This window comes from Pseudomonas sp. zfem002 (assembly GCF_032621685.1).
Classification (GTDB): domain Bacteria; phylum Pseudomonadota; class Gammaproteobacteria; order Pseudomonadales; family Pseudomonadaceae; genus Aquipseudomonas; species Aquipseudomonas japonica.
Window position 1 is genome coordinate 32224 of record NZ_JAVYJH010000002.1, and the last position, 24567, is coordinate 56790.

Here is a 24567-nt window from a genome sequence, read left to right on the forward strand (position 1 = left end):
CTCAGTTCACCCAGGCCCGCGCGTTGCGGAACATGCGCATCCAGCCGGCATCCTCGTTCCAGTCGTCCGGACGCCAGGAGTTCTGCACGGCACGGAAGACCCGCTCAGGGTGCGGCATCATGATGGTGACGCGACCGTCGCGGCTGGTCAGGCCGGTGATCCCGCGCGGCGAGCCGTTCGGGTTGGCCGGATAGCGCTCGGTGACCTTGCCGTGGTTGTCGACGAAACGCAGGGCCACGCAACCGGACAGGTCGGCTTCCAGCAGCGCTTCCTCGCTGGCGAACTCGGCATGGCCTTCACCGTGGGCGATGGCGATCGGCATGCGCGAACCGGCCATGCCCTGCAGGAAGATCGAGTTGGACTCCTGGACCTGGACCATGGCCACCCGCGCCTCGAACTGCTCGGAGCGGTTGCGCACGAAGTGCGGCCAGTATTCGCTGCCCGGAATCAGCTCGTGCAGGTTGGACATCATCTGGCAACCGTTGCACACGCCGAGGGCGAAGCTGTCGGTGCGCGCGAAGAAGCCCTGGAAGGCGTCGCGGGCACGGGCGTTGAACAGCGCCGATTTGGCCCAGCCCTCACCGGCGCCGAGGACGTCACCGTAGGAGAAGCCACCACAGGCCACCAGGCCCTTGAACTCATTGAGGTCGACACGGCCGGCGAGGATATCGCTCATGTGCACGTCGATGGCGTTGAAGCCGGCGCGGTCGAAGGCCGCGGCCATTTCCACCTGACCGTTGACGCCCTGCTCGCGCAGCACCGCCACCTGCGGACGCACGCCTTTCTTGATGTACGGCGCGGCGATGTCCTGGTTGACGTCGAAGCCCAGCTTGACGCTCAGGCCCGGGTTGTCTTCTTCCAGCAGCAGGTCGAATTCCTGGTCGGCGCACTCGGCGTTGTCGCGCAGGCGCTGGATCTGGTAGCTGGTCTCGGCCCACTGGCGCTGCAGCAGACGGCGCTGGCCGTCGAACAGCACTTCGCCATTCAGGCTGATGGACACCTGGTTGCTGTTGACCGGCTTGCCGATCACCGCCACGCAGTCTTCGCCAAGGCCGGCGGCGCTGAACTGGGCCAGCACGTCCGGGGTGGCGTCCTGGCGAACCTGGATCACCGCACCCAACTCTTCGTTGAAGAGGATCGCCGCGACTTTCTCGCGCTTGCTGGTCAGGGTGTCCAGCTCAAGGTTCAGGCCGCAGTGACCGGCGAAGGCCATTTCCAGCGCGCTGACCAGCAGACCGCCGTCGGAGCGGTCGTGGTAGGCGAGCAGGTGACCGTCGGCGTTGAGGCCCTGGATCACCGCGAAGAAGGCCTTGAGGTCTTCGGCGTCATCGACGTCCGGTGCCTTCGCGCCCAGCTGGCCGTGGGTCTGCGCCAGGATCGAGGCGCCCATGCGGTTCTGCCCGCGGCCCAGGTCGATGAGGATCAGGTCGGTCTCGCCCTTGTCCATGCGCAGCTCTGGCGTCAGGGTCTTGCGGATGTCGGTGACCGGGGCGAAGCCGGTGACGATCAGCGACAGCGGCGAGGTGACGGTCTTCTCGGCACCCTCGTCGCTCCAGCGGGTCTTCATGGACATGGAGTCCTTGCCCACCGGAATGGTCAGGCCCAGCTCGGGGCAGAGTTCCATGCCCACGGCCTTGACGGTGTCGTACAGGCGGGCGTCTTCGCCCGGATGGCCGGCGGCGGACATCCAGTTGGCCGACAGCTTGATGTCGGAGAGTTTCTCGATGCGCGAGGCGGCCATGTTGGTCAGGGTCTCGCCGATCGCCATGCGCCCGGACGCCGGGGCATCCAGCAGCGCCAGCGGGGTGCGCTCGCCCATCGCCATGGACTCGCCGGTGTAGACGTCGAAGCTGGTGGCGGTGACGGCGCAGTCGGCGACCGGGACCTGCCACGGGCCGACCATCTGGTCGCGGGCGACCAGGCCGGTGATGGTGCGGTCGCCGATGGTGATCAGGAAGCTCTTGCTGGCCACGGCCGGGTGGCGCAGGACGCGCTCGATGGAGTCGCCCAGTTCCAGGGTGGCCGGGTCGAAATCATCGCCCTGCTCGGCTTCGCGGGTGACCGAACGGTGCATGCGCGGCGGCTTGCCCAGCAGCACTTCCAGCGGCATGTCCACCGGGGTGTTGCCGAAGTGGCTGTCGGTGACGGTCAGTTGCGGCGCTTCGGTGGCTTCGCCGACCACCGCGAACGGGCAACGCTCGCGCTCGCAGATGGCCTGGAAGCGCTCGAAGTCGACCGCGCTGACGGCCAGCACGTAACGCTCCTGGGACTCGTTGCTCCAGATTTCGTGCGGGGCCATGCCTGGCTCGTCGTTCGGCACGTTGCGCAGCTCGAAGCGACCGCCACGGCCGCCGTCGTTGACCAGTTCCGGGAAGGCGTTGGAGATACCGCCGGCACCGACGTCATGGATGAAGGCGATCGGGTTCTTGTCGCCCAGCTGCCAGCAACGGTCGATGACCTCCTGGCAGCGGCGCTCCATTTCCGGGTTTTCCCGCTGCACGGAAGCGAAGTCCAGGTCGGCGGAACTGGCGCCGGTGGCCATGGACGAGGCAGCGCCGCCGCCCAGGCCGATCAGCATGGCCGGGCCGCCGAGGACGATCAGCTTGGCGCCGACGGTGATTTCACCCTTTTTAACGTGCTCTTCGCGGATGTTGCCCATGCCGCCGGCGAGCATGATCGGCTTGTGGTAGCCGCGCACTTCGTCGCCGTGCGGGGTGCTGATGGATTGCTCGAAGGTACGGAAGTAGCCGGTCAGGGCCGGACGGCCGAATTCGTTGTTGAACGCGGCGCCGCCCAGCGGGCCTTCGATCATGATGTCGAGGGCGTCGACGATGCGCTCGGGCTTGCCGTATGCCTTCTCCCACGGCTGTTCGAAGCCCGGGATACGCAGGTTGGATACGGTGAAGCCGGTCAGGCCGGCTTTCGGCTTGGCGCCGCGACCGGTGGCGCCTTCGTCGCGGATCTCGCCGCCGGAACCGGTGGACGCGCCCGGGAACGGGGCGATGGCGGTCGGGTGGTTGTGGGTCTCGACCTTCATCAGGATGTGCACCGGCTCCTGCACCGCGCCGTACTGGCGGGTCTCGGGATTCGGGAAGAAGCGGCCGGCCACCGACCCGACGATCACCGAGGCGTTGTCCTTGTACGCGGACAGGACGCCTTCGCTGTGCATCTGGTAGGTGTTCTTGATCATGCCGAACAGGCTTTTTTCCTGGCTCTGGCCGTCGATGTCCCAACTGGCGTTGAAGATCTTGTGACGGCAGTGCTCGGAGTTGGCCTGGGCGAACATCATCAGTTCGATGTCGTGCGGGTTGCGCTTGAGGCCCTGGAAGGCGTTGACCAGGTAGTCGATCTCGTCTTCGGCGAGGGCCAGGCCCAGCTCGACGTTGGCCTTTTCCAGCGCGGCGCGGCCGCCGCCGAGGACGTCCACGGCGGTCAGCGGCTTGGGCTCGGCGTGGCTGAACAGGCCGGCGGCCTCTTCCAGCCGCGCCAGGACCACCTGGGTCATGCGGTCGTGCAGCAGTTCGGCGACGCTGGCGGCATCGGCTTCGCTCAGCTCACCACCGACGTAGTAGGCGATGCCGCGCTCCAGGCGACGAACGACTTCCAGACCGCAGTTGTGGGCGATGTCGCTGGCCTTGCTCGACCAGGGCGAGATGGTGCCGAAACGTGGCATGACCAGGAACAGGCGACCGGCTGGCTCCTGCACCGGGACGCTCGGGCCGTACTTGAGCAGGCGCGCGAGCACCTGCTGTTGGTCGGCGGTCAGATCGCCGTCAACCTCGGCGAAATGAGCGAATTCAGCGTACAAACCACTAACAGCGGGGACTTTCTGGCTCAGTTGCTCGAGTAATTTACCGTGGCGAAAGGCAGAAAGGGCAGGAGCGCCGCGCAGGATCAACATCGTCGGGACAGCCTCAGAAGGGGGTGTGCTTGGAGGCCGTGCATTCTAGCCTAAACCGGCGCGTCAGGCACTCGAAACGCTGCATCGGCGGCCATCCGAATGTCGGCGGGTGTATTCCAGACGTGTCGGAGCATTCCCGCGAAGGCCGAACTGCGCTGAAAAGTCGCAACCACAGGGAGCGATAGCAGACAAGCTATCTGTTGTCGAGATATGGCGCGGCAAGCCCTTTGCGTATACTGCACCCTATGTCTGCCCACACTGCTCTGCGCCAGCGGTGCGCCCAATGGCTCATCGCAATCGGACTCTTCCTGATGCTCGGTGCCTGCGTTGAAAAACCCAGCACCCTGGAACGCATCAAGGAGGACGGCGTATTGCGGGTCATAACCCGCAACAGCCCGGCCACCTATTTCCAGGACCGCAACGGCGAAACCGGCTTCGAGTACGAGCTGGTCAAGCGTTTCGCCGAGGACCTGGGCGTCGAGCTGCAGATCGAGACCGCCGACAACCTCGACGACCTGTTCAGCCAGCTCGGCCAGCCCAACGGCCCGGTGCTGGCGGCAGCGGGCCTGGTCAACAGCGAGCAGCGCAAGCACCAGGCGCGCTTCTCCCATCCGTACCTGGAAGTCACCCCGCAGGTCATCTACCGCAACGGCAAGACCCGCCCGACCAACGCCGCCGGCCTGGTCGGCAAGCGCATCCTCGTGCTCAAGGGCAGCAGCCATGCCGAACAGCTGGCGGAACTGAAGAAGCAGCACCCCGGCCTGGAGTACGAGGAATCCGACCAGGTGGAAGTGGTCGACCTGCTGCGCATGGTCGACGAAGGGCAGATCGACCTGACCCTGGTGGACTCCAACGAGCTGGCGATGAACCAGGTGTACTTCCCCAACGTGCGCGTCGCCTTCGACCTCGGCGATGCCCGCGACCAGCGCTGGGCGGTAGCCGCCGGCGAAGACAACAGCCTGCTCAACGAAATCGACAAGTTCCTCGACAAGGTCGAGAAGAACGGCACCCTGCAACGCCTGAAGGACCGCTACTACGGCCATGTCGACGTACTCGGCTACGTCGGTGCCTACACCTTCGCCCAGCACCTGCAGGAGCGCCTGCCGCGCTTCGAGAAGCATTTTCGCAACTCGGCCAAGCAGGAACAGGTGGACTGGCGCCTGCTGGCGGCCATCGGCTACCAGGAATCCATGTGGCAGCCGGAAGTCACCTCCAAGACCGGCGTGCGCGGCCTGATGATGCTGACCCAGCGCACCGCCCAGGCCATGGGCGTGTCCAACCGCCTCGATCCGGTGCAGAGCATCCGCGGCGGCGCCAAGTACTTCATGCATGTCAAGGAAGAGCTCGACGACTCGATCAAGGAGCCGGACCGCACCTGGTTCGCCCTGGCCGCCTACAACGTTGGCGGTGGCCACCTCGACGACGCGCGCAAGATGGCCGAGCGCGAGGGCCTGAACCCGAACAAGTGGCTGGACGTGAAGAAGATGCTGCCGCGTCTTTCGCAGAAGAAGTACTACAGCAAGACGCGCTACGGCTACGCCCGCGGCGGCGAACCGGTGCATTTCGTCGCCAACATCCGCCGCTACTACGACATCCTCACCTGGGTGACCCAGCCGCAGCTGGAAGGCAGCCAGGTCGCCGAAGGCAGCCTGCATGTCCCGGGCGTCAACAAGGACAAGCCCGCAGAGCAGAGCCCGCAGTTGTAGGAGCTGGCTTGCCTGCGAAAGGACCGCGCAGCGGTCCCGGACCTCACCGCTATTTGGGACCGCTGCGCAGTCCTTTCGCAGGCAAGCCAGCTCCTACAAGCCAGTGCCAGATCGATCTCAGGCCTTGGCCCGGCGCGCCTTGAAGAACTCGCTGAGAATCGCCCCGCACTCCTCCGCCAGCACCCCACCCTCGTAGATCACCCGATGGTTGAGAAAGCCCTGGGTGAAGAACTGTCCCTGGCTCTGGACGATCCCCGCCTTCGGCTCCAGCGCGCCGTAGACCACGCGGTTGACCCGCGAATGGACGATCAGCCCGGCACACATGCTGCAGGGCTCGAGAGTGACGTACAGGGTGCTGCCCGGCAGGCGATAGTTGCTCGCCGCCCTGGCCGCGGCGCGGATCGCGACCATTTCCGCGTGGGCGCTGGGGTCGCTGTCGGTGATCGGGCGGTTGAAGCCCTGGCCGAGGACCTGCCCGTGCTGCACCAGCACCGCACCCACCGGCACCTCGCCGAGGGCCGCGCCTTCAGCGGCGAGTTGCAGGGCCAGGCGCATGAATTCCTGATCGCGACTGCGATCGATGATCTGCGGACGCATCAGACCACCGCGATCGCGGCCATCAGGCCGGTTTCCATATGGTCGATGACATGGCAATGGAACATCCAGGTGCCCGGGTTATCCGCCACCAGCGCCACCTGGGCGCGTTCGTTCTTGCCCAGCAGGTAGGTGTCGGTGAACCACGGTTCGACGATCTGCCGGCGGTTCGAGGCGATCACCTTGAAACTCATGCCGTGCAGATGCACCGGATGCTGGTACTGGGTCATGTTCTTCAACTCGAGGATGTAGCTCTTGCCCTTCTGCAGGGTGGCGATGGGCCGATCGGCGCAGGTCTTGTCGGTGATGTCCCAGGCCTGGCCGTTGATCTGCCACAGGCTTGGCGGCCGACCGTTGTCGGTGTCCACCGAGACCTTGCCGACCCATTCGAAATTGAAGTTGAGCTTCTCGGCATTCTCCAGGTCCGGTTCGGCGATCGGGTTCGGCGGCAGCGCCGGCGGCCAGTCGCCCGGCTGGTCGGCGCTGGCCACCGAGCGCAGGGTGCCCAGGCGCACGAAGCCGTCGCGCAGGGAGATCTCCTCGCCCGCCTCGGGAATGCGGATCGCCAGGCAGATACGCATGCCCGGGCCGAGCCAGTAGTCGTCCTCCAGCGGGTGCGGCGTGACGGGGTTGCCGTCGAGGGCATAGACCATCGCCTCGCAATTGCCCTTGAGGTTGAGGCGGTAGGTCCAGGTGTTGTCCAGGTTGAGCAGGCGCACCCGCACCACCTGGCCGGCCGGCAGTTCGGTGACCGCGTCGGCCTGGCCGTTGATGGTGATCAGGCGCCCGGCGGTACCGTTGCGCGCGGCCTCGCGGGGGATGCTGAACGGCAGGAAGGCGCCCTGCTCGTCGACGTGCCAGGTCTTCAGGCTGAGGGTGCGCTCGTGCCTGAAACCGGTGGGTTCGCGCTCCTCGACGATCAGCGGGCCGACCAGGCCGCGGCCCAGCTCTTCACTGCTGCTGACGTGGGGGTGGTACCAGTAGCTGCCGGCGTCCGGCACGCGGAACTTGTAGTCGAAGAACTCGCCCGGCTTGACCGGCAGTTGCGAGACGTAGGGCACCCCGTCCATTTCCAGGGGCAGGCGGATGCCGTGCCAGTGGATGGTGGTCTCCACCGGCAGACGATTGATGAAGCGCACCCGCAGCCAGGTGCCCTGGCGCACGCGCAGCTCGGTGCCCGGTGCCGACGGACCGAAGGCCCAGGCCTCGGTCTTGAAGCCGGGGACCAGCTCCACGTCGAGAGGCGCGGCGATCAGTTCGTAGTCGTGCCCGGCATTCTCGTCCTCGACCTTGCCCAGCCAGTAACGGGCCGCACCACCGGCACCAAGACCAACCACCACCAGGCCGGTGAGGCCTTTGAGCATTTGTCGACGGGAAAAGGACATTGCAGCAGGCACCTCGTATCGCGGGGGACTGGCCATCACCGGGCCAGTTCGAAGGGCAAATACGATACACCCGCATTTGCGAAATATTAAGTGAAGACTTGTCGCAGGCGGGTTTGCGCCACTGCTGGCGTCATCGCTGGCCGCTCGGCGTGCCAGCCCTGCAGAAAGCCGAAAGCCCGCAATCACGCGGGCTTTCGGTTGTGCTGCAAGCGATCGCTGCCGGGCTACGCCGGACGCGGGATCATTCCCACTCGATCGTCGCCGGCGGCTTGCTCGAGACGTCGTAGGTCACGCGGGAAATGCCTTCGATCTCGTTGATGATCCGGCCGCTGACGGTTTCCAGCAGCTCGTACGGCAGGTGCGCCCAGCGCGCGGTCATGAAGTCCACGGTCTCGACGGCACGCAGGGCCACGACCCAGGCGTAGCGACGGCCATCACCGACCACGCCGACCGATTTCACCGGCTGGAACACCACGAACGCCTGGCTGGTCTTGTGGTACCAGTCGGCCTTGCGCAGTTCTTCGATGAAGATGTGGTCGGCACGACGCAGCAGGTCGGCGTATTCCTTCTTCACTTCGCCGAGGATGCGCACGCCCAGGCCCGGGCCCGGGAACGGGTGACGGTAGACCATGTCGTACGGCAGGCCCAGTTCCAGGCCGATCTTGCGCACTTCGTCCTTGAACAGCTCACGCAGTGGCTCGACCAGCTTGAGGTTCATTTCCTCCGGCAGGCCGCCGACGTTGTGGTGCGACTTGATCACGTGGGCCTTGCCGCTCTTGGCGCCGGCCGACTCGATGACGTCCGGGTAGATGGTGCCCTGGGCGAGGAACTGGATGTTCTCCAGCTTGCTGGCCTCGGCATCGAACACGTCGATGAAGGTGCGACCGATGATCTTGCGCTTCTTCTCCGGGTCGGCTTCGCCTTCCAGGTTGCCGAGGAACTGCGCTTCGGCATCGGCACGGATGACCTTGACGCCCATGTTCTCCTTGAACATGGCCATGACCTGGTCACCTTCGTGCAGACGCAGCAGGCCGTTGTCGACGAAGACGCAGGTCAGCTGGTCGCCGATGGCGCGGTGCAGCAGGGCGGCGACCACGGAGGAGTCGACGCCGCCGGACAGGCCCAGCAGGACGTTGGCCGAACCGACCTGCTCACGGACCTGGGCAATTGCGTCCTCGACGATGTTCGAGGCGGTCCACAGGGCTTCGCAGCCGCAGATGTCGAGGATGAAGCGGGACAGGATGCGACCGCCCTGCTTGGTGTGGGTCACTTCCGGGTGGAACTGCACGCCGTAGTAGCCGCGGGCGTCGTTGAACATGCCGGCGATCGGGCAGCTCGGGGTGCTGGCCAGGACGTGGAAGTCTTCCGGCATGCGGGTGACCTTGTCACCGTGGCTCATCCACACGTCCAGACCGAGGACGCCGTCGTCGTCGACGTGGTCTTCGATGCCGTCGAGCAGGCGGCTCTTGCCGACCACGTCGACACGGGCATAGCCGAATTCGCGCAGCTCGGAACCTTCGACCTTGCCGCCCATCTGCTCGGCCATGGTCTGCATGCCGTAGCAGATGCCCAGCACCGGTACGTTCAGGTCGAAAACGGCCTGTGGCGCGCGCGGGCTGTTGGCTTCGTGAACCGACTCAGGACCGCCGGCGAGGATGATCCCGCGCGGGTTGAAGGCACGAATCGCTTCATCGTCCATGTCGAACGGGTGCAGTTCGCAGTACACGCCGATTTCGCGCACGCGGCGGGCGATCAGCTGGGTGTACTGGGAACCGAAGTCGAGAATCAGGATGCGGTGAGCGTGAATGTCGAGGGCCATGACTCAATCTCGTCAGTGGTAATCGGAAACGACGCGGGGCTGTTCGATAACAGCCCCGCTTCAAGGTGTTGCCAGGAGCATCAACCTACGCGGTAGTTTGGCGCTTCCTTGGTGATCTGTACGTCATGCACATGGGACTCGGCCATGCCGGCACCGGTGATGCGCACGAACTCGGGCTTGGTGCGCATCTCTTCGATGTTGGCGCTGCCGGTGTAGCCCATCGAGGAACGCAGGCCACCCATCAGCTGGTGGATGATCGCGGCCAGTGCGCCCTTGTACGGCACGCGGCCTTCGATGCCTTCCGGCACCAGCTTCTCGGCGCCGGCCGAGGAGTCCTGGAAGTAACGGTCGGAGGAACCTTGCGCCTGGGCCATGGCACCCAGCGAACCCATGCCGCGGTACGCCTTGTAGGAACGGCCCTGGAACAGCTCGACTTCGCCCGGCGCTTCTTCGGTACCGGCGAACATCGAACCCATCATGACGCAGGAAGCACCGGCGACGATGGCCTTGGACAGGTCACCGGAGAAGCGGATGCCGCCGTCGGCGATCAGCGGAACACCAGTGCCTTCAAGGGCGGCGGCGACGTTGGCGATGGCGCTGATCTGCGGCACGCCGACACCGGCGACGATACGGGTGGTGCAGATCGAGCCAGGGCCGATACCGACCTTGACCGCGTCGGCGCCGGCTTCGGCCAGGGCCTTGGCGGCAGCGCCGGTGGCGATGTTGCCGCCGATCACCTGCACTTGCGGGAAGTTCTCTTTCACCCAGCGAACGCGGTCGATCACGCCCTTGGAGTGACCGTGAGCGGTGTCGACGACGACCACGTCAACGCCGGCGGAAACCAGTGCGGCCACGCGCTCGGCGGTGTCCTTGCCGGTGCCGACGGCGGCGCCGACACGCAGACGACCCTGGTCGTCCTTGCTCGCCAGCGGGTAGGCCTTGGCCTTCTCGATGTCCTTGACGGTCATCATGCCCTTCAGCGCGAAGTCGGCATCGACGATCAGGACCTTTTCCAGGCGGTGCTTGTGCAGCAGCTCGCGGACTTCGTTCTTGTCGGCGCCCTCGCGGACGGTGACCAGACGCTCTTTCGGGGTCATCACGTCGCGGACGGCGATGTCCAGGCGCGACTCGAAACGCACGTCGCGGGAGGTGACGATGCCGACCAGGTCGCCGTTGTGCAGCACCGGAACGCCGGAGATGTTGTTCAGGCGGGTCAGCTCGAAGAGGTCACGCACGGTGGCGTCGGCGTCGATGGTGATCGGGTCCTTGACCACGCCGGCCTCGAACTTCTTGACCTTGCGTACTTCGCCGGCCTGCTGCTCGATGGTCATGTTCTTGTGGATGATGCCGATGCCGCCTTCCTGCGCCATGGCGATGGCCAGGCGGGCTTCGGTCACGGTATCCATGGCGGCGGAGACCAACGGAATGTTCAGCTCGATGCCACGGGTCAAACGGGTCTTGAGACTGACTTCGTTGGGCAGTACCTCGGAATAGCCAGGTACAAGGAGAATGTCGTCGAAGGTCAGGGCTTCTTGGCTGATACGCAGCATCGCGGGGGCTCCCGGGCGGGAAAAATGGAAGCGCGCCATTATACTCATGCGCGCCGATTCGCTCAATGTAAAGATGGGCCTTCGGTCAGTTGCCCGGCAGCTTCACCCGCACCACCGCCACCGGCTGGTCCAGCCAGTCGGCGAAGGCATCGAGGAAGGCCGGCCTGAAACCGGCGTCGGCCCACCCGTTGAAGATGAAACCAAGGTTGGAAAAGGCACATGGCTGGAGAAACAGGAAGCCGTTGATGTCGTCTTCGTGGGCGCATTCGGGGCAGATGAAGTTGTCGGTCTGCGCCGGCATCCACGCTTCCAGGCTGTCGAACAGCGCCTCGCCGATCTCCTGGCGGCACTCCGGGCAGCCGGCCTCTTCGAGGAAACCCTCCGACGGCGTATAGATGCAGCGCTTGGTGATGATCTCGAGGCCGTTGATGCGCTTGCCGAACGGCAGCAGCTCGGGGCGCTCGACGATCTTGCGCGCGCCCTCGGCGATGGCGTGGCCCATGCGGTTGCCGGTGGCGCCGCAGGTGCTGAGGCTTTCCTCGACGATCTTCTCGCGCACCAGCCAGCGCAGGATGGCCCGCGCACGGGCTTCGTGCACGGGGATGGAGGACATGCGGGGAACGATGATGCTCTGGGTGATCATGACAGCGGTCGGGTCGGTTCAAAGTCACCAGTTTACCTGACTCAGGTAGCGCCCGATCAGCGCCACGCCACTGGCCAGCACCAGCCAGGTGACCAGGCGCACGAAGGCTTCCCGCGACAGGTTCAGGGTCAGCCGGCGGCCGATGCGCAGGCCGAGCAGCATCATCGGCAGCAGGCACAGGGCCAGGAGCAGCAGCGGCCAGTCGGCGTAGACCCCGGCGATCAGGAACAGGCTCAGGCGCACCACCGTGCTGCAACTGATCAGCGCGCTCTGGGTGGCTCGTGCCTGCTCGGTCGAGGGCAGCCGCGCATTCAGGTACAGCGCATAGAGAAAGCCGCCGCTGCCGAACAGCGCGCCGAACAGCCCGCCCAGGGTCCCCGTCGGCACTGCCCAGGCCGGCGCCAGGTTGGCGGGCCTGACCTTCACCGCCAGGCTGTACAGCGCATAGCCGCTGACGAACAGGCCCATCAGCAGCATCAGTACATCGGCATGCAGGTTGAGCAGGAACACCACGCCAAGGGTGCAGCCCAGGGCCATGAACGGCAGCAGGCGCAGCAACTCGCCCCTGGCCACGGCCTTGCGCGCCGGCAGCCAGTTGCCGAAGGCGGCGATGAAATCCAGCAGCACCAGCAGCGGAATGATCCGCGACAGCGGCATGAAATTGATCAGCACCGGCCCCGCGACCAGCGCGGTGCCGAACCCGGCGATGCCGAACACCACATAGGCCGCGGCCACGCCGAGCAGGATCGGCAGCCAGTCGAGCGAAGAAAACGGCAGTTGGGCGAACAGGGTCGAGAGCATCCGGGCAGCACCTTGGCAATGGGTTCAAGCCACCTTAACCAGTCGACAGCCATGCCGACCAATAGGCAATATCGCCGTAAGCCATCTCGAAACGGCATAGCTCATGATCACTACCCGCCAGTTGCGCTACTTCGTCGAAATCGCCGAGAGCGGCAGCTTCAGTGCCGCCGCCGAACGCCTGTACATCGCCCAGTCGGCCCTGAGCCGGCAGGTCCGTGAGCTGGAACAACAACTGGACACCGCGCTGTTCGAACGCACCGCGCGCCAGCCACGCCTGACCGCAGCGGGCGCGGCGTTCCTGTCGCGGGCGCGCAATCTGCTGCAGGACCTGGAAAAGGCCAGCGACCTGGCCCGCGCCGTCGGCCAGGGCCTGCGCGGCGGCCTGCGCCTGAGCCATTCCAGCACCGTGCCGCTGACCGGCGCGCTGCTGCAGCGGGTCAGCGGCTACCTGCGCGACAACACCGGGGTATCCATGGAAATAGCCCAGCTGTCCTCGGAGGGCCAGCTCGAAGAACTGGCCGAGAGCCGCCTGGATATCGGACTGCTGCGCCTGCCGGTGCTGCGCCAGCATGAAGGGCTGTGCGTCGAGCCGCTGCTGGAGGAACCACTGCTGCTCGCCGTGGCCGAGTCCCATCCACTGGCCGAAAAGACCAGCGTGTGCCTGGCCGAACTGCGCGACGAGGCCTTCATCTCCATCCCCCATCGCCAGCGCGGCGGGCTGAGCTACCTGTCGGCGGAACTGTGCATGGCCGCCGGTTTCTTCCCGCGACCGGCGCGGGTGGTGTCGCGCAAAACCACCCAGCTGCAACTGATCCAGGCCGGCTTCGGCATTGCCCTGCTGCCGCGCTGCATGCAGGACATCGCCCCGGCGTCGCTGCGTTTCATTCCCCTGTCCGACCCGGGCTGCGTCAGTACAGTGGCGATTGCCTATCGGCGGGATGCCGGGCCGCTGGTCAGGCAATTCCTTGGTCATATGCACGACACCCCACCACCCAATCCTTTATAGTCCCGCCCCATGATCAGAGACCCTTTCGAACGCCTCGGCCTCGACCGTGAAGTGCTCACCGTCAGCCAACTCAACGGCCGCGCCCGCGTGCTGCTGGAAGATGTCTTCAGCAGCATCTGGGTCGAAGGCGAGATATCCAACCTCGCCCGCCCGGCTTCCGGCCATGTCTACTTCACCCTCAAGGACAGCGGTGCCCAGGTGCGCTGCGCGCTGTTTCGCAACAACGCCGCGCGGGTCCGCCAGGCCCTGCGCGATGGCCTGGCGGTCAAGGTCCGCGGCAAGGTCTCGCTGTTCGAAGGACGCGGCGACTACCAGCTGATCCTCGACACCGTCGAACCGGCTGGCGACGGCGCCCTGCGCCTGGCCTTCGAGGCGCTGAAGGAAAAGCTCGGCGCCGAAGGCCTGTTCGCCGCCGAACGCAAGCGTGCCCTGCCCGCCCATCCGCAGCGCATCGGCATCATCAGCTCGCCGACCGGCGCGGTAATCCGCGACATCATCAGTGTGTTCCGCCGCCGCGCGCCACAGGTCGAACTGAACCTGCTGCCCACCGCCGTGCAGGGCCGCGAGGCCATCGCGCAGATCGTCCGCGCCATCCAGAAGGCCGACGCCCAGGGCTTCGACGCGCTGATCCTGGCCCGTGGCGGCGGCTCGCTGGAAGACCTCTGGTGCTTCAACGAGGAGGCCGTGGCCCGTGCCATCGCCGCCTGCGTGACGCCGATCGTCAGCGCCGTCGGGCATGAAACCGATGTCTCGATCAGTGACTTCGTCGCCGACGTCCGCGCCCCGACCCCGTCCGCGGCCGCCGAGCTGCTGGCGCCGGACAGCAGCGACCTGCAACGGCGCCTGGAAAGCCTGCAACGGCGCCTGCTGCTGCGCATGCAGAACCGCCTGGTGCACGATCGCCTGCGCCTCGACGGCCTGACCCGACGCCTGCGTCATCCCGGCGAACGCCTGCGCCAGCAGGCCCAGCGCCTCGACGACCTGGACATGCGCCTGCGCCGCGCCTTCGAGCAGCGTCTCAACCAGCGCCGCGAGCGCCTCGCGCGCCTCGACACGCGCCTCGCCGCGCAGCATCCGGGACGCACCCTGGCCCTGCTCAAGCAGCGCCTGGACAACCTCGCCGAGCGCCTGCCCAAAGCCATGCGCGACACCCTCAAGGACCGTCGCCAGCGCCTCCAGGCCCAGGTGCAGATGCTCGAACTGGTCAGCCCGCTGGCCACCCTCGGCCGCGGCTACAGCATCCTCCTCGACGAACGCGGCCAGGCCATCCGCAGCGCCGCGCAAACGCAGAACGGCCAGCGCCTGAAGGCCCGCCTCGGCGAAGGCGAACTGCTGGTGCGGGTCGAGGACAATCACCAGACTCCGGTCACGCTTTCCCTTCTGGACTGACACATGCCACGACTGCTCGTTTCCCTGTTCCTGCTTTGCCTGGGCTTCGCCAGTGCCGCCCAGGCCAGCTATATCACCCGCCAGTTGAACAAGCCGGTGCCCGGCGGCGTAGCCGTGGTCGACCTCGGCCCCTCGGCCCAGCCGCTGACCGCCCGCTTCGACGGCAAGCCGGTGCTGGTGGTGAAGGAAGGCGCCAACTGGCTGGCCATCGTCGGCCTGCCGCTGACCCAGAAGCCCGGTACCGCGACCCTGGTCCAGGGCAATCGCAGCCTGAGCTTCAGCGTCGGCAGCAAGCAGTACCAGGAACAGCGCATCACCCTGAAGAACCAGCGCCAGGTCAACCCGAACCCGGCCGACCTCAAGCGCATCGATGCCGAACTGGCCGAGCAGTTGAAGGCCTACCGCAGCTTCAGCCCGGGCACGCCGAGCAACCTGCTGCTGGACAAACCGGTGTCCGGCCCGCTGTCGAGCCGTTTCGGCGTGCGCCGCTTCTTCAACGGCGAGGAACGCAACCCGCACTCCGGCCTGGACTTCGCCGTGCCGGCCGGCACCCCGATCAAGACCCCGGCCAACGGCAAGGTGATCCTCACCGGCAACTACTTCTTCAATGGCAACACCGTGTTCGTCGACCACGGCCAGGGCTTCATCAGCATGTTCTGCCACCTGTCGAAGATCGACGTGCAGACCGGCCAGGTCCTGACCCGCGGCGCAGTGGTCGGCAAGGTCGGCTCCACCGGGCGCGCCACCGGTCCGCACATGCACTGGAACGTCAGCCTCAACGATGCGCGGGTCGACCCGGCGATTTTCATCGGTGCCTTCCAGCCTTAGCGGCTCAACGCTTGTCCTTGCTCGCGAATGGGCGCGAAAGCGGCCACAAAGCCTGAGTCCTCGTTGTATCTGCAAGCCCCGGGACTCAGGTTTACGACGGCTGCGCCGCCGTTCGCGAGCAAGCTCGCTCCCACAGGAATTCCTGGCTGCTCGGGAACAACCCGAACGGCGCCCTTGCGCCAATCAAAAAGACCGCGCAACTGGCGCGGTCTTTTTCGTTCGGATGCGAGATTAAATGCTGACAAATCACCGATTCCGCACATTTCTATCAATTTTTTCGAGGTGCTTGCCATCTTTCACCCCACTGGTTAGGGTTGAGGGCATGAAAACCTTTGAAACCATCATCCGCCTTCGTCAACACCGCAGCCTTTGCCTGGTCAGTGCACGACTACCAAGCTGAACCGCGTCGCCTCGCCCATCCAAAAAAAATTTCGTTTCGGCAGGCCCGTTCCAGGCCGCATTCAAGGATTGCCCACATGACCATGCTCAAAGACCCTTCGAAGAAGTACCGCGCGTTTCCGACCATCGACCTGCCTGACCGCACCTGGCCGTCGAAGACCATCACCCAGGCGCCGATCTGGTGCAGCTCCGACCTGCGCGACGGCAACCAGTCGCTGATCGAGCCGATGGATTCGGAAAAGAAACTGCGTTTCTGGAAGACCCTGGTCAAGGTCGGCGTGAAGGAAATCGAAGCGTCGTTCCCGTCCGCCTCGCAGACCGACTTCGACTTCGTGCGTACCCTGATCGAAGACGGCCACATCCCTGACGACACCACTATCCAGGTGCTGACCCAGGCCCGCGAAGACCTGATCGCGCGCACCTTCGAATCGCTGCGCGGCGCGAAGAAGGCCATCGTCCACCTGTACAACGCCACCAGCCCGTCGTTCCGCCGCATCGTCTTCAACCAGGACAAGCAGGGCGTGAAGGACATCGCGGTGAACGCGGCCAAGCTGTTCGTCAAGTACGCCGCCCAGCAGCCGGAAACCCAGTGGACCTTCCAGTACTCGCCGGAGACCTTCAGCGCCACCGAGCTGGAGTTCGCCAAGGAAGTCTGCGACGCGGTCATCGAAGTCTGGAACCCGACGCCCGAGCACAAGGTCATCCTCAACCTGCCGGCCACCGTCGAAGTCTCGACGCCGAACATCTACGCCGACCAGATCGAGTGGTTCTGCCGTCACGTCAGCCGTCGTGACAGCGTGATCATCAGCCTGCACACCCACAACGACCGTGGCACCGGCGTCGCCGCCACCGAGCTGGGCCTGATGGCTGGCGCCGACCGCGCCGAAGGCTGCCTGTTCGGCAACGGCGAGCGTACCGGCAACGTCGACCTGGTGACCCTGGCGCTGAACCTCTATACCCAAGGCATCGACCCGGGCCTGGACTTCTCCGACATCGACGGCGTGCGCAAGGTGGTCGAGGAATGCAACCAGCTGCCGGTGCACCCACGTCACCCGTACGTCGGCGACCTGGTGCACACCGCGTTCTCCGGCTCGCACCAGGACGCCATCCGCAAGGGCTTCGCCCAGCAGAAGGATGACGCGCTGTGGGAAGTGCCGTACCTGCCGATCGACCCGGCCGACATCGGCCGCAGCTACGAGGCGGTGATCCGCGTCAACAGCCAGTCCGGCAAGGGCGGTATCACCTACCTGCTGGAACAGGAATACGGCATCAGCCTGCCGCGCCGCATGCAGATCGAGTTCAGCCAGGTCGTCCAGGGTGAAACCGACCGCCTGGGCCTGGAAATGACCGCGCAGCAGATCTACAAGCTGCTGCAGCGCGAATACCTGCAGGCCAACTCCCCGTACGCGCTGGTCAGCCATCGCCTGCAGGAAGAAAACGGCCACAGCGCGGTGGAAGTGGAAGTCTCCGGCGAAGGCGAGACCACCCTGCACTGGCGCGGCAAGGGCAATGGCGCCCTGGAAGCCCTGGTGGCCGGCCTGCCGGTGGCCGTGGAGATCATGGACTACAACGAACACGCCATCGGCGCCGGCACCAACGCCAAGGCCGCGGCGTACATCGAACTGCGCGTCGCCGGTGGTCGTCCGGTGCATGGCGTGGGCATCGATGAAAACATCACCACCGCCAGCTTCAAGGCGCTGTTCAGTGCGCTGAACCGCTCGCTGAGCCAGCAGGCGGCGAAGGCGGCGTAAGCCTTCGCTGAATGACGAAGCCCGCATCGAGAGATGCGGGCTTTTTTATTGCTTGCGAGAGCCTTGTGGGAGCGAGCCTGCCCGCGAACGGCGGCGTAGCCGTCGCGAACGTTTGACAGGCATACCAGTTGCTCGTCACAGCTCGTAGGCGGGCCCAAGAAAATGCCATCATTTTGAGTTCATCGTTGGTTATACTTCACCATCCGCACCATCGCCGCAGCACATCAAGATCATGGACGACCTGGAAAAACATCTGCGCCTCACTGCCGCCCCTTCCTACAAGCTGGCACTACCCAGCTCCGTAGAGCTCTCCCAATGACACTGACTGCCTGCGTGATGCTGCGCCAGACCTTCGACACCTGGTACGGCCATGCCCAGGCTTACATCGGCACAATGTCGGCAATGGCCGATCTGAATGACGCGCGGGTAGTGAAAGGCTGGGAGCTGGTCACCAATCTGCGCAGCCTGGGTCTGCTCAGGCAGCCCGATCCCACGGCCGAAGACGATCACAACTGGCATTCGAACCTCGCCGAACATCGTCGCACCTGCGAACGACATCGCGGGGAAATAGCTGACATGCTGCCAGATATGGCCGCAAGCCTGGCCATGCTGGTCAGCCGGATCGAACGTCTGGGCCAGGCCCGGAGCCTGGCGACGGAAGCACTTCTTCGTTCGGACGACTACCTGGTCCTTTACCGTCGCAGGCACGACCAGCAGCTCGCCCAAAAGGCGGCCGCAGGGGGTTACCGGGAGATCCGCGATGAGTGCAGCACCAAGCTGGCCCAGTACGACAGCGATCCCAACTACCGGTTTCTGCGCGAGCATCAGTTCGACACCGAGCATTATCGGCGCGGCCCACTAGAACGGGTGCTGGACAACTGGCTGGCGAAACAGATTGACTACCGCCGCAACAGGCAAAACGAACGCATCCTGCTGGAAATGCAGGAAAGCAACGAAACCCGGCAGACGGACCTGGCACAGCAGATCGCTGACAGCACCGAGCAGATCGAAGCACTGCTGGGCAGCGCCCGGGAGCAAAGTGATGTCCGTGAGGCCCGGACCTCTGCGATCTCCCTCAGCGATGCAGCCTGGAGCTTGTTCAATGGCATATGGGAATCCATCTGCAACTGCGAACACGTCGCGCTGTGCTGGGACAGCCATGGCGCCGCGGTTTTCGAGTCGCTGAAAAATCGCCTGGAAGGCAGGAAGTTCACCCAGTGGCAGGACGAAGTGGCCGCACTGCCCGGCTCCGCGGACTCACCTGCTGCACGAGAGACCCGCGACATCCTCAAGCAGATGATCGAGCAAGAGCGGATCCTGACCGGCCTCCAGCAGGACCTCAAGGCAAAAAGACAAATCCACCTGCAGGCCTTCGATCTGCTCGGGGGGCTGCGCAATGTGCTGTTTTCGTCATGCCAATGTGATTTCGACTGCGAATGCGATTGCCACACGCGCCATTACGCCTCTACGCGCAAGGGTTGCCGACGGTGCCAATGCAACTGTACCTGTGCACGCTACGGCAAAGACGAGCGCGAAGACCGCTTCGACCACCAGCCTCTCTACCAGGAAAACTTCAACCTTCCCGAACTGCTGAAGGACCATGTGCAACAGCGTCTCAGCATCGGCGCATTGATGAAACAGGTGCGCGCAAAGCGACAGGCCATTGACGCCTTGCCGCCCCCGATTGCCCGGGAGGTGATTTCGTGAACCCGCAACCGCCCGCTGGCAAAGCCGCCCCCTTGAGCGAAACCCTTGGCGCGATGAGCGTCGTCGATGAACTTCGCTGGCGCCAGGCCAGGATCGAAGAGCATCTGGACCTGCCACGGCGACGCGCGGAAATCGCCAACAACATTCGCGCCTATTACCAAAGCCACGGCATCCCCTTCGACGACGCCCTGGTCGAGCAAGGTGTGCGCGAATTCTTCTCCCGCCGCCTGGTTTATGAAGCGCCCAGATTGAGTGGTTTCAAGCGCTATCTCTGCAGACTTATCACCGGACAGCAGTAGCCCCTCGGAGGGTCGCGCCCACTGCGGCGCAACTCTACGGTGCCGCACCGCCAACCGAGCCGGACAGATACTGGAGAACCCAAGGAATGTCCTCGCGCACTTCTACGACACGCTTCCCCTCCCCATCTCCAGCGTGCTGAGCCAGGCAGAAAGACAGCAACACCTGGAAGCGATGGAGTTCCATTACCCCGCTTACCTCAAGCTGGTTAAAGGACCTGGAAATCGAGCTCGATATCATCGACAGCTTCTTTTCACTCAAGCGCGAGATGGATGAGGTTCTGAATAGTGAGGACTATCGCAAAGCACGCCTGCGCTATCCGTTCATCCGGGAGCTGGGTAGAAGCCTGGAACACACCTACAGCCAGGCGGCCGCAAGTGCCCATGACACGCTACGCACTCGTTTGAGCAGCCTGAAGCGTGCCATCTACAGCACTTCGACGCCTTGATCGACGGCTCAAAAAACGCCTGATACATGCCACTATTTTGCCGCCCTCGATAGGTATACTCCCTTATTGAATTCACTCTCACCGTATCGAGGTCACGGACGACGTGCGCAATCTCCTGACCCCAGGCGCCCTGCTGGCCCTGGTGGAAGACAATGTTCGCCACTACGAACTCCTCATGAGTGGCCACGAGTCGTCGCTGCTGGATCTTTGGCATCGCCACACCCTGGTAGCCCAAAGCATCGTCGCCGAGCTGCGTGGCCAGCCCGGCGCACGGCTGCGCCATCCGGAACTGGAAGTCGAGGTACGCCATGCCGTCGCGCAACGCCAGGGGCAAGTGGCGAAGGCACAACAGGTACTCGACGAGATAGAGCGGGACATCGGCCAACTGATCGGCGAGCTTCGCCTGCTCGTTGCCCAGCGCGAACGGCAGATGACACAACTCTGGCGCGACCATCTGGCAAGACCCGAGTTAGCCAACTGGCTGCGCGAACATGACTTGCTGGCCGCCGAGCATGCACGCCTGAGCGAATCCCTTGCCCGCCTGGCCCGGGAACGTGACGAGAAAATGCCTGCCTACGAAGGCAATCCTTTCTACGTGCACCTGCGCAGCAGGCGCTATGCCACTGGCGACTATGCCCGCAGCGGCCTGTTCCGCCGGCTGGACGACTGGCTGGCGAACAAGACCAACTATCGCGAAAACCGCCGCAATGAACTGATCCTGCGTTCGATGCCCGATGCTGTGAGCGATCTGATCAACCAGTGCGCCAGCAAGGCCCAGGCCATCGAGCAAAGCAGCTCCACGGTGTGGCTCACCAGCCTGAAGCCTTTGCGCGAGGGCCCGGATGCATTGCGCCTGAGCCTGCTGGTCAAACAGATCATTGCCGCCAAGGTCCGCGCCAATACCGCCTACGAGGTGGTCGAATCGTTCAGCCACGAAGAAGATGAATGGAGCGCGAACGCGAACCAGTGGCTGGACGAGCAGATCGCTGAAGAGGACCTGTACACCGTCCTGGAGAAGCTGATAGAGCGCCATCCCGATGACCGGGAGGCCTACGACCGACACTGGGAAGCCTTGACCGCCGTAATTGAGGAAGGCGAAGCCCTGAACCAGCGAATCGAGCAGGCAGCGCAGGACTACAAGCACGCCAAGGAGCTGGAGTGGGCGCTGCGAGACCTGCGCAGCTCGGAAGGGGCCTGTGGCGAATCCTGCACCTGCGCGTGCCACACATCGGGCGACACATTCAATGGCCAGTGCCCCTGCCTGTACAACGACGAACGCTACTACACCTACCCTGCCACCATGGACTGTCGCGGCCTGATCAGCGCCTACATGAAACGCAACCTCAGCGCGGAAGACCTGGTCGAGCTGTTCGACAACCAGCGCCAGGCCTTCGCCGACACCATGACGCCGACGCCCGCCGCAAGCGCAGCACGCAGCGCACCACCGATCACCGACGAAAGCCTTTCCTCGTAAGGACACCCCCATGAGCCAATACCTCGAACGCGCCATCACCGGTCTGCGCACCATCGGCATCGACCTCGGCCGCCCGGCCCAGGAGGCCCCGGTTCTGGCGCTGCTGGACAAGGTCGCGCAGTACGACAACGACAAGGTCACCACCATCGCCGCCGTGCTGCAGCAGTCCACCAGCTTCAACAGCATGGTGCGCGAGCAGATCGAAGGCATGCAGATCTCCACCCTGTTCATGGACATCACCAACAGCTTCACCTCCATTCGCGAAGATGCCGCGGCCATGGCCTTGTGGATGGAGGACGGGCACCTGGATACCATGGAGCGCCTGAAGCTGGCATGGATGAACATGCGCCGCGGATCGATCCCGAGCCGCTTCGAAGACATCCGCAAGCACTACCTGCAAGCCTGCAAGCTGGCCAACGAACAGATCGCCCGGGAAAACACCATACTGGAGTCCTACATGGACTTCCGCCTGGCCATGAAGACCGCCGAGGTCAGCGCTCAGGAAGTGCTGGCGGTGGCCGGTGAAACGCTGGCGGGGCGCAGTCGCGAACTCGACGAAGCCAACCAGGCCGTGACCGCCGGCGATGCCCTGGCTGCGGCCGAACGCGCGGCGCTGGAACTCAAGCGCGACATGGCCGTGCGCGAACTGCAGAACGAAGACAAGCGCTACCAGATCGTCAAGGACATCGCCGATGACCTGCGGGTCGGCTACAACACCGCGGAAATGGTCTTCGCCCGCATCAGCCAGGTACATGTGGTCAAGGAGCGCCAGTACCAGCGCATGGTGTCGTTCTTCTCCACCAACGAAATCGTCCTGACCAGCCTGGCCGTGTCTTTCACCGCCAACCAGGGCATGGCCGAAGCGACCCACACCCTCAATGCCACCACCGACGGCATCAGCAAGGGCCTGGAAGCGCTGGGCCACAGCGCCGGCAGCCAGATGGACCAGGCACTCAAGGCCAGCTACGGCTCGACCATCCGCGTCGATTCGGTACGCGCCCTGGCCCAGGCTACCCTGGCGTTCCAGAACGACATGAAGACCCTGACCGACAACTATCGCAGCGAATCGACCAATGCCTCGCGGGACATCGCCGCGGCCGTCGAGGACGCCAAGCGGGCCTTCGCCGCCCTGCTGACCAAGGCCGTGGAATGAGCAAGGGACTTCTCTCCGAGCAGATGGGGGCGATGGCCCTCGTCGACGAGTTGCGTCACCGCCGCATGGAGATCGAGGAGCACCTCGACCTGCCGCGGCGCGAGGCCGAGGTCGCAGAGCGCATCCGCGCGTACTACAAGAGCCAGGGTATCGACTGCGACGACGACCTGGTCGCGCAAGGTGTGCGCGAGTTCTTCACCCATCGCCTGGTGTTCGAAGGCCCGCCGATGAGCTGGCGCGAGCGCTTTCTCGGGCGGCTGGTCATCAGCACTGCGTTTCGCATCTGGATGGTGGCGATGCTGGCCTTCCTGGTGGTGTTCACGGTGTCGTTCTACAACGGCTACACGAAATCCCATGCCCCTCACGCGCCGGTCGCTCCCGCCGCCGCCCGCGTGGGGAGCACTCCGGAAGCCGCCATGGCACGCTTTCGCCAGTTGCACGAGCGCTATGCCGCCTTGCCGCTGTCCGATGCCGATCGCCAGCGGGCGCAGCGCGGTTTCGACTTCTATGCCAAGGCTGCGGCACTGGGCGGCACCTACGCCGACGAAGTGCTGGACGAGTTCGAAGGCCAGACCAATTTCACCGCCCCGGCGCTGACGCTCTCGGTGACCCACCTCGCCGATGGCCGCACCGGCGTGGAAATCTGCAGGCAGGGCGACGGTTGCCAGCAAACCAGCCGGTTCATCTTCATCCGCGCCAGCGACGACGAAGGACGACCGGTCGATTTCGCCCTGGCCGGAAACGACCGGATGAATATCCTGCCGATCAAGGGGATCGAGGTCTCCCAGGCCGAGTACCTGCGGTTCAAGAATGATCTGCGCGACAATGGCCGCATCGATGAGGCGGTGGTAGGCAACAGCCCGGCAGCCAATCATCGGGAGTTCTACGACAAGCGTTTCTCCAGCGCGCCGCGAAGCCTCGATCCTGCAACGCTGAACAGCGTGACGCTGCTGGACAGCTTCTGACAGGCAAAAAAAAGGGGCGCCGACCAAGCGCCCCGAACAGCCGTAAAACACACAACCTGATGCTCAGTCCTCGAACAGCGCCATCGCCTCGGCGCTGCACTTCTCCACCGCAGCCCAGTCGCCGTTGCTGATCCAGGCACTGTCGAGCATCCAGGTGCCGCCCACGCACATGACATTGGGCAGGCTCATGTAGCTGTGCAGGTTGCCTGGCTTGACCCCGCCGGTGGGGCAGAAACGCACATCGGCGAACGGCCCGGCAAAGGCCTTGATCGCCGCCACACCGCCGCTGATCTCCGCCGGAAACAGCTTGAAGCGCCGATAGCCCATGGCGTAGCCCATCATGATTTCCGACGGCGTGCAGATCCCCGGCAACAGCGGGATATCGCTGTCGACGCCGGCCTGGAGAATCTCCTGGGTCACCCCCGGGGTGACCACGAACTGCGCTCCCGCCGCCGTCACCGCGTCGAACTGCGCGCGATCGAGCACGGTGCCCGCGCCGACGCACAACTGCGGCCGCTGCTCGCGCAGGACCTTGATGGCCTTGAGCCCGTGCGCGGAGCGCAAGGTCACTTCCAGGGTGCGGATACCGCCCGCGGCCAAGGCATCGGCCAGCGGCAGGATATCGGCCTCACGGGCGATGGTGATCACCGGCAGGATGCGCGCCTGGCCACAGATCGCGTCGATCCGGGCGATTTTTTCAGCCATGGTCGGCAATGGCGTTTGGCGTTCGAGCGTGGTCATGACAGTGGTC

General features: G+C 64.7%; 19 protein-coding genes. 10 read left to right on the top strand and 9 right to left on the bottom strand.

The window, feature by feature from the left end; translation table 11 throughout:
* Position 1 precedes the first annotated feature (1 nt).
* Complete coding sequence (gene purL, locus RTI28_RS03460; RefSeq protein WP_316919144.1) at positions 2-3901, bottom strand: phosphoribosylformylglycinamidine synthase; 3900 nt, start codon at positions 3899-3901, stop codon at positions 2-4.
* A gap of 245 nt (positions 3902-4146) precedes the next feature.
* Here purL and mltF point away from each other — a divergent pair, with 245 nt between their 5' ends.
* Positions 4147-5607, top strand: a complete 1461-nt coding sequence (mltF, locus tag RTI28_RS03465; protein WP_316919145.1) for a membrane-bound lytic murein transglycosylase MltF — start codon at positions 4147-4149, stop codon at positions 5605-5607.
* Positions 5608-5724: 117 nt separating this feature from the next.
* On the opposite strand, the gene tadA is transcribed toward mltF, so the two are convergent.
* The 6 genes from tadA to RTI28_RS03495 form a co-directional block, all read right to left on the bottom strand.
* Positions 5725-6204, bottom strand: coding sequence for a tRNA adenosine(34) deaminase TadA (tadA, locus tag RTI28_RS03470; protein ID WP_316919146.1), 480 nt, complete (start codon positions 6202-6204; stop codon positions 5725-5727).
* Entirely contained in the window at positions 6204-7586 is a 1383-nt protein-coding gene (locus tag RTI28_RS03475) for a multicopper oxidase family protein (protein ID WP_316919147.1), read from the bottom strand. The genes tadA and RTI28_RS03475 overlap by 1 nt, the downstream gene beginning before the upstream one ends.
* Positions 7587-7827: 241 nt before the next feature.
* A complete protein-coding gene (gene guaA / locus RTI28_RS03480; RefSeq protein WP_316919148.1) occupies positions 7828-9405 on the bottom strand; it encodes a glutamine-hydrolyzing GMP synthase in 1578 nt (525 codons plus the stop codon).
* Positions 9406-9485: 80 nt separating this feature from the next.
* Complete coding sequence (gene guaB / locus RTI28_RS03485) at positions 9486-10955, bottom strand: IMP dehydrogenase (RefSeq protein ID WP_316919149.1); 1470 nt, start codon at positions 10953-10955, stop codon at positions 9486-9488.
* An 85-nt stretch (positions 10956-11040) separates the two neighbouring features.
* The gene (locus RTI28_RS03490) at positions 11041-11598 is read right to left on the bottom strand and encodes a sugar ABC transporter ATPase (protein ID WP_316919150.1); all 558 of its coding nucleotides are present in this window, start codon (positions 11596-11598) and stop codon (positions 11041-11043) included.
* A 24-nt stretch (positions 11599-11622) separates the two neighbouring features.
* Positions 11623-12387, bottom strand: a complete 765-nt coding sequence (locus RTI28_RS03495) for a sulfite exporter TauE/SafE family protein (protein ID WP_316919608.1) — start codon at positions 12385-12387, stop codon at positions 11623-11625.
* A 115-nt stretch (positions 12388-12502) separates the two neighbouring features.
* On the opposite strand from RTI28_RS03495, the gene RTI28_RS03500 reads away from it, so the two are divergent.
* The 3 genes from RTI28_RS03500 to RTI28_RS03510 are packed head-to-tail and all read left to right on the top strand — an operon-like array spanning position 12503 to position 15622.
* Positions 12503-13405 (top strand): LysR family transcriptional regulator, encoded by a 903-nt coding sequence (locus tag RTI28_RS03500; protein ID WP_316919151.1) that lies wholly within the window; start codon positions 12503-12505, stop codon positions 13403-13405.
* A 9-nt stretch (positions 13406-13414) separates the two neighbouring features.
* Positions 13415-14794, top strand: a complete 1380-nt coding sequence (gene xseA / locus RTI28_RS03505; RefSeq protein ID WP_316919152.1) for an exodeoxyribonuclease VII large subunit — start codon at positions 13415-13417, stop codon at positions 14792-14794.
* A gap of 3 nt (positions 14795-14797) precedes the next feature.
* On the top strand, positions 14798-15622 hold the full coding sequence (locus tag RTI28_RS03510; protein ID WP_316919153.1) for a peptidoglycan DD-metalloendopeptidase family protein: 825 nt from the start codon (positions 14798-14800) through the stop codon (positions 15620-15622).
* Here the strand turns inward: RTI28_RS03510 and RTI28_RS03515 are convergent.
* Positions 15619-15915: a hypothetical protein gene (locus RTI28_RS03515; RefSeq protein WP_316919154.1), complete on the bottom strand. Its 297-nt coding sequence runs from the start codon at positions 15913-15915 to the stop codon at positions 15619-15621. The genes RTI28_RS03510 and RTI28_RS03515 overlap by 4 nt on opposite strands.
* A gap of 183 nt (positions 15916-16098) precedes the next feature.
* Between RTI28_RS03515 and leuA the strand changes: the two genes are divergently transcribed.
* From leuA to RTI28_RS03545, 6 genes are all read left to right on the top strand, one after another.
* A complete protein-coding gene (leuA, locus tag RTI28_RS03520; RefSeq protein WP_316919155.1) occupies positions 16099-17772 on the top strand; it encodes a 2-isopropylmalate synthase in 1674 nt (557 codons plus the stop codon).
* A 315-nt stretch (positions 17773-18087) separates the two neighbouring features.
* On the top strand, positions 18088-19479 hold the full coding sequence (locus RTI28_RS03525; protein WP_316919156.1) for a hypothetical protein: 1392 nt from the start codon (positions 18088-18090) through the stop codon (positions 19477-19479).
* A complete protein-coding gene (locus tag RTI28_RS03530; RefSeq protein WP_316919157.1) occupies positions 19476-19778 on the top strand; it encodes a DUF6384 family protein in 303 nt (100 codons plus the stop codon). Before RTI28_RS03525 ends, RTI28_RS03530 begins: the two co-directional genes overlap by 4 nt.
* A 549-nt stretch (positions 19779-20327) precedes the next feature.
* On the top strand, positions 20328-21698 hold the full coding sequence (locus RTI28_RS03535) for a hypothetical protein (RefSeq protein WP_316919158.1): 1371 nt from the start codon (positions 20328-20330) through the stop codon (positions 21696-21698).
* 10 nt (positions 21699-21708) lie between these two features.
* The gene (locus RTI28_RS03540) at positions 21709-22851 is read left to right on the top strand and encodes a merozoite surface protein 3b (RefSeq protein ID WP_316919159.1); all 1143 of its coding nucleotides are present in this window, start codon (positions 21709-21711) and stop codon (positions 22849-22851) included.
* Complete coding sequence (locus RTI28_RS03545) at positions 22848-23816, top strand: DUF6384 family protein (RefSeq protein ID WP_316919160.1); 969 nt, start codon at positions 22848-22850, stop codon at positions 23814-23816. The genes RTI28_RS03540 and RTI28_RS03545 overlap by 4 nt, the downstream gene beginning before the upstream one ends.
* Before the next feature lie 63 nt (positions 23817-23879).
* Here RTI28_RS03545 and RTI28_RS03550 read toward each other — a convergent pair whose 3' ends face one another.
* Positions 23880-24557 (bottom strand): bifunctional 4-hydroxy-2-oxoglutarate aldolase/2-dehydro-3-deoxy-phosphogluconate aldolase, encoded by a 678-nt coding sequence (locus tag RTI28_RS03550; RefSeq protein ID WP_316919161.1) that lies wholly within the window; start codon positions 24555-24557, stop codon positions 23880-23882.
* Positions 24558-24567 lie beyond the last annotated feature (10 nt).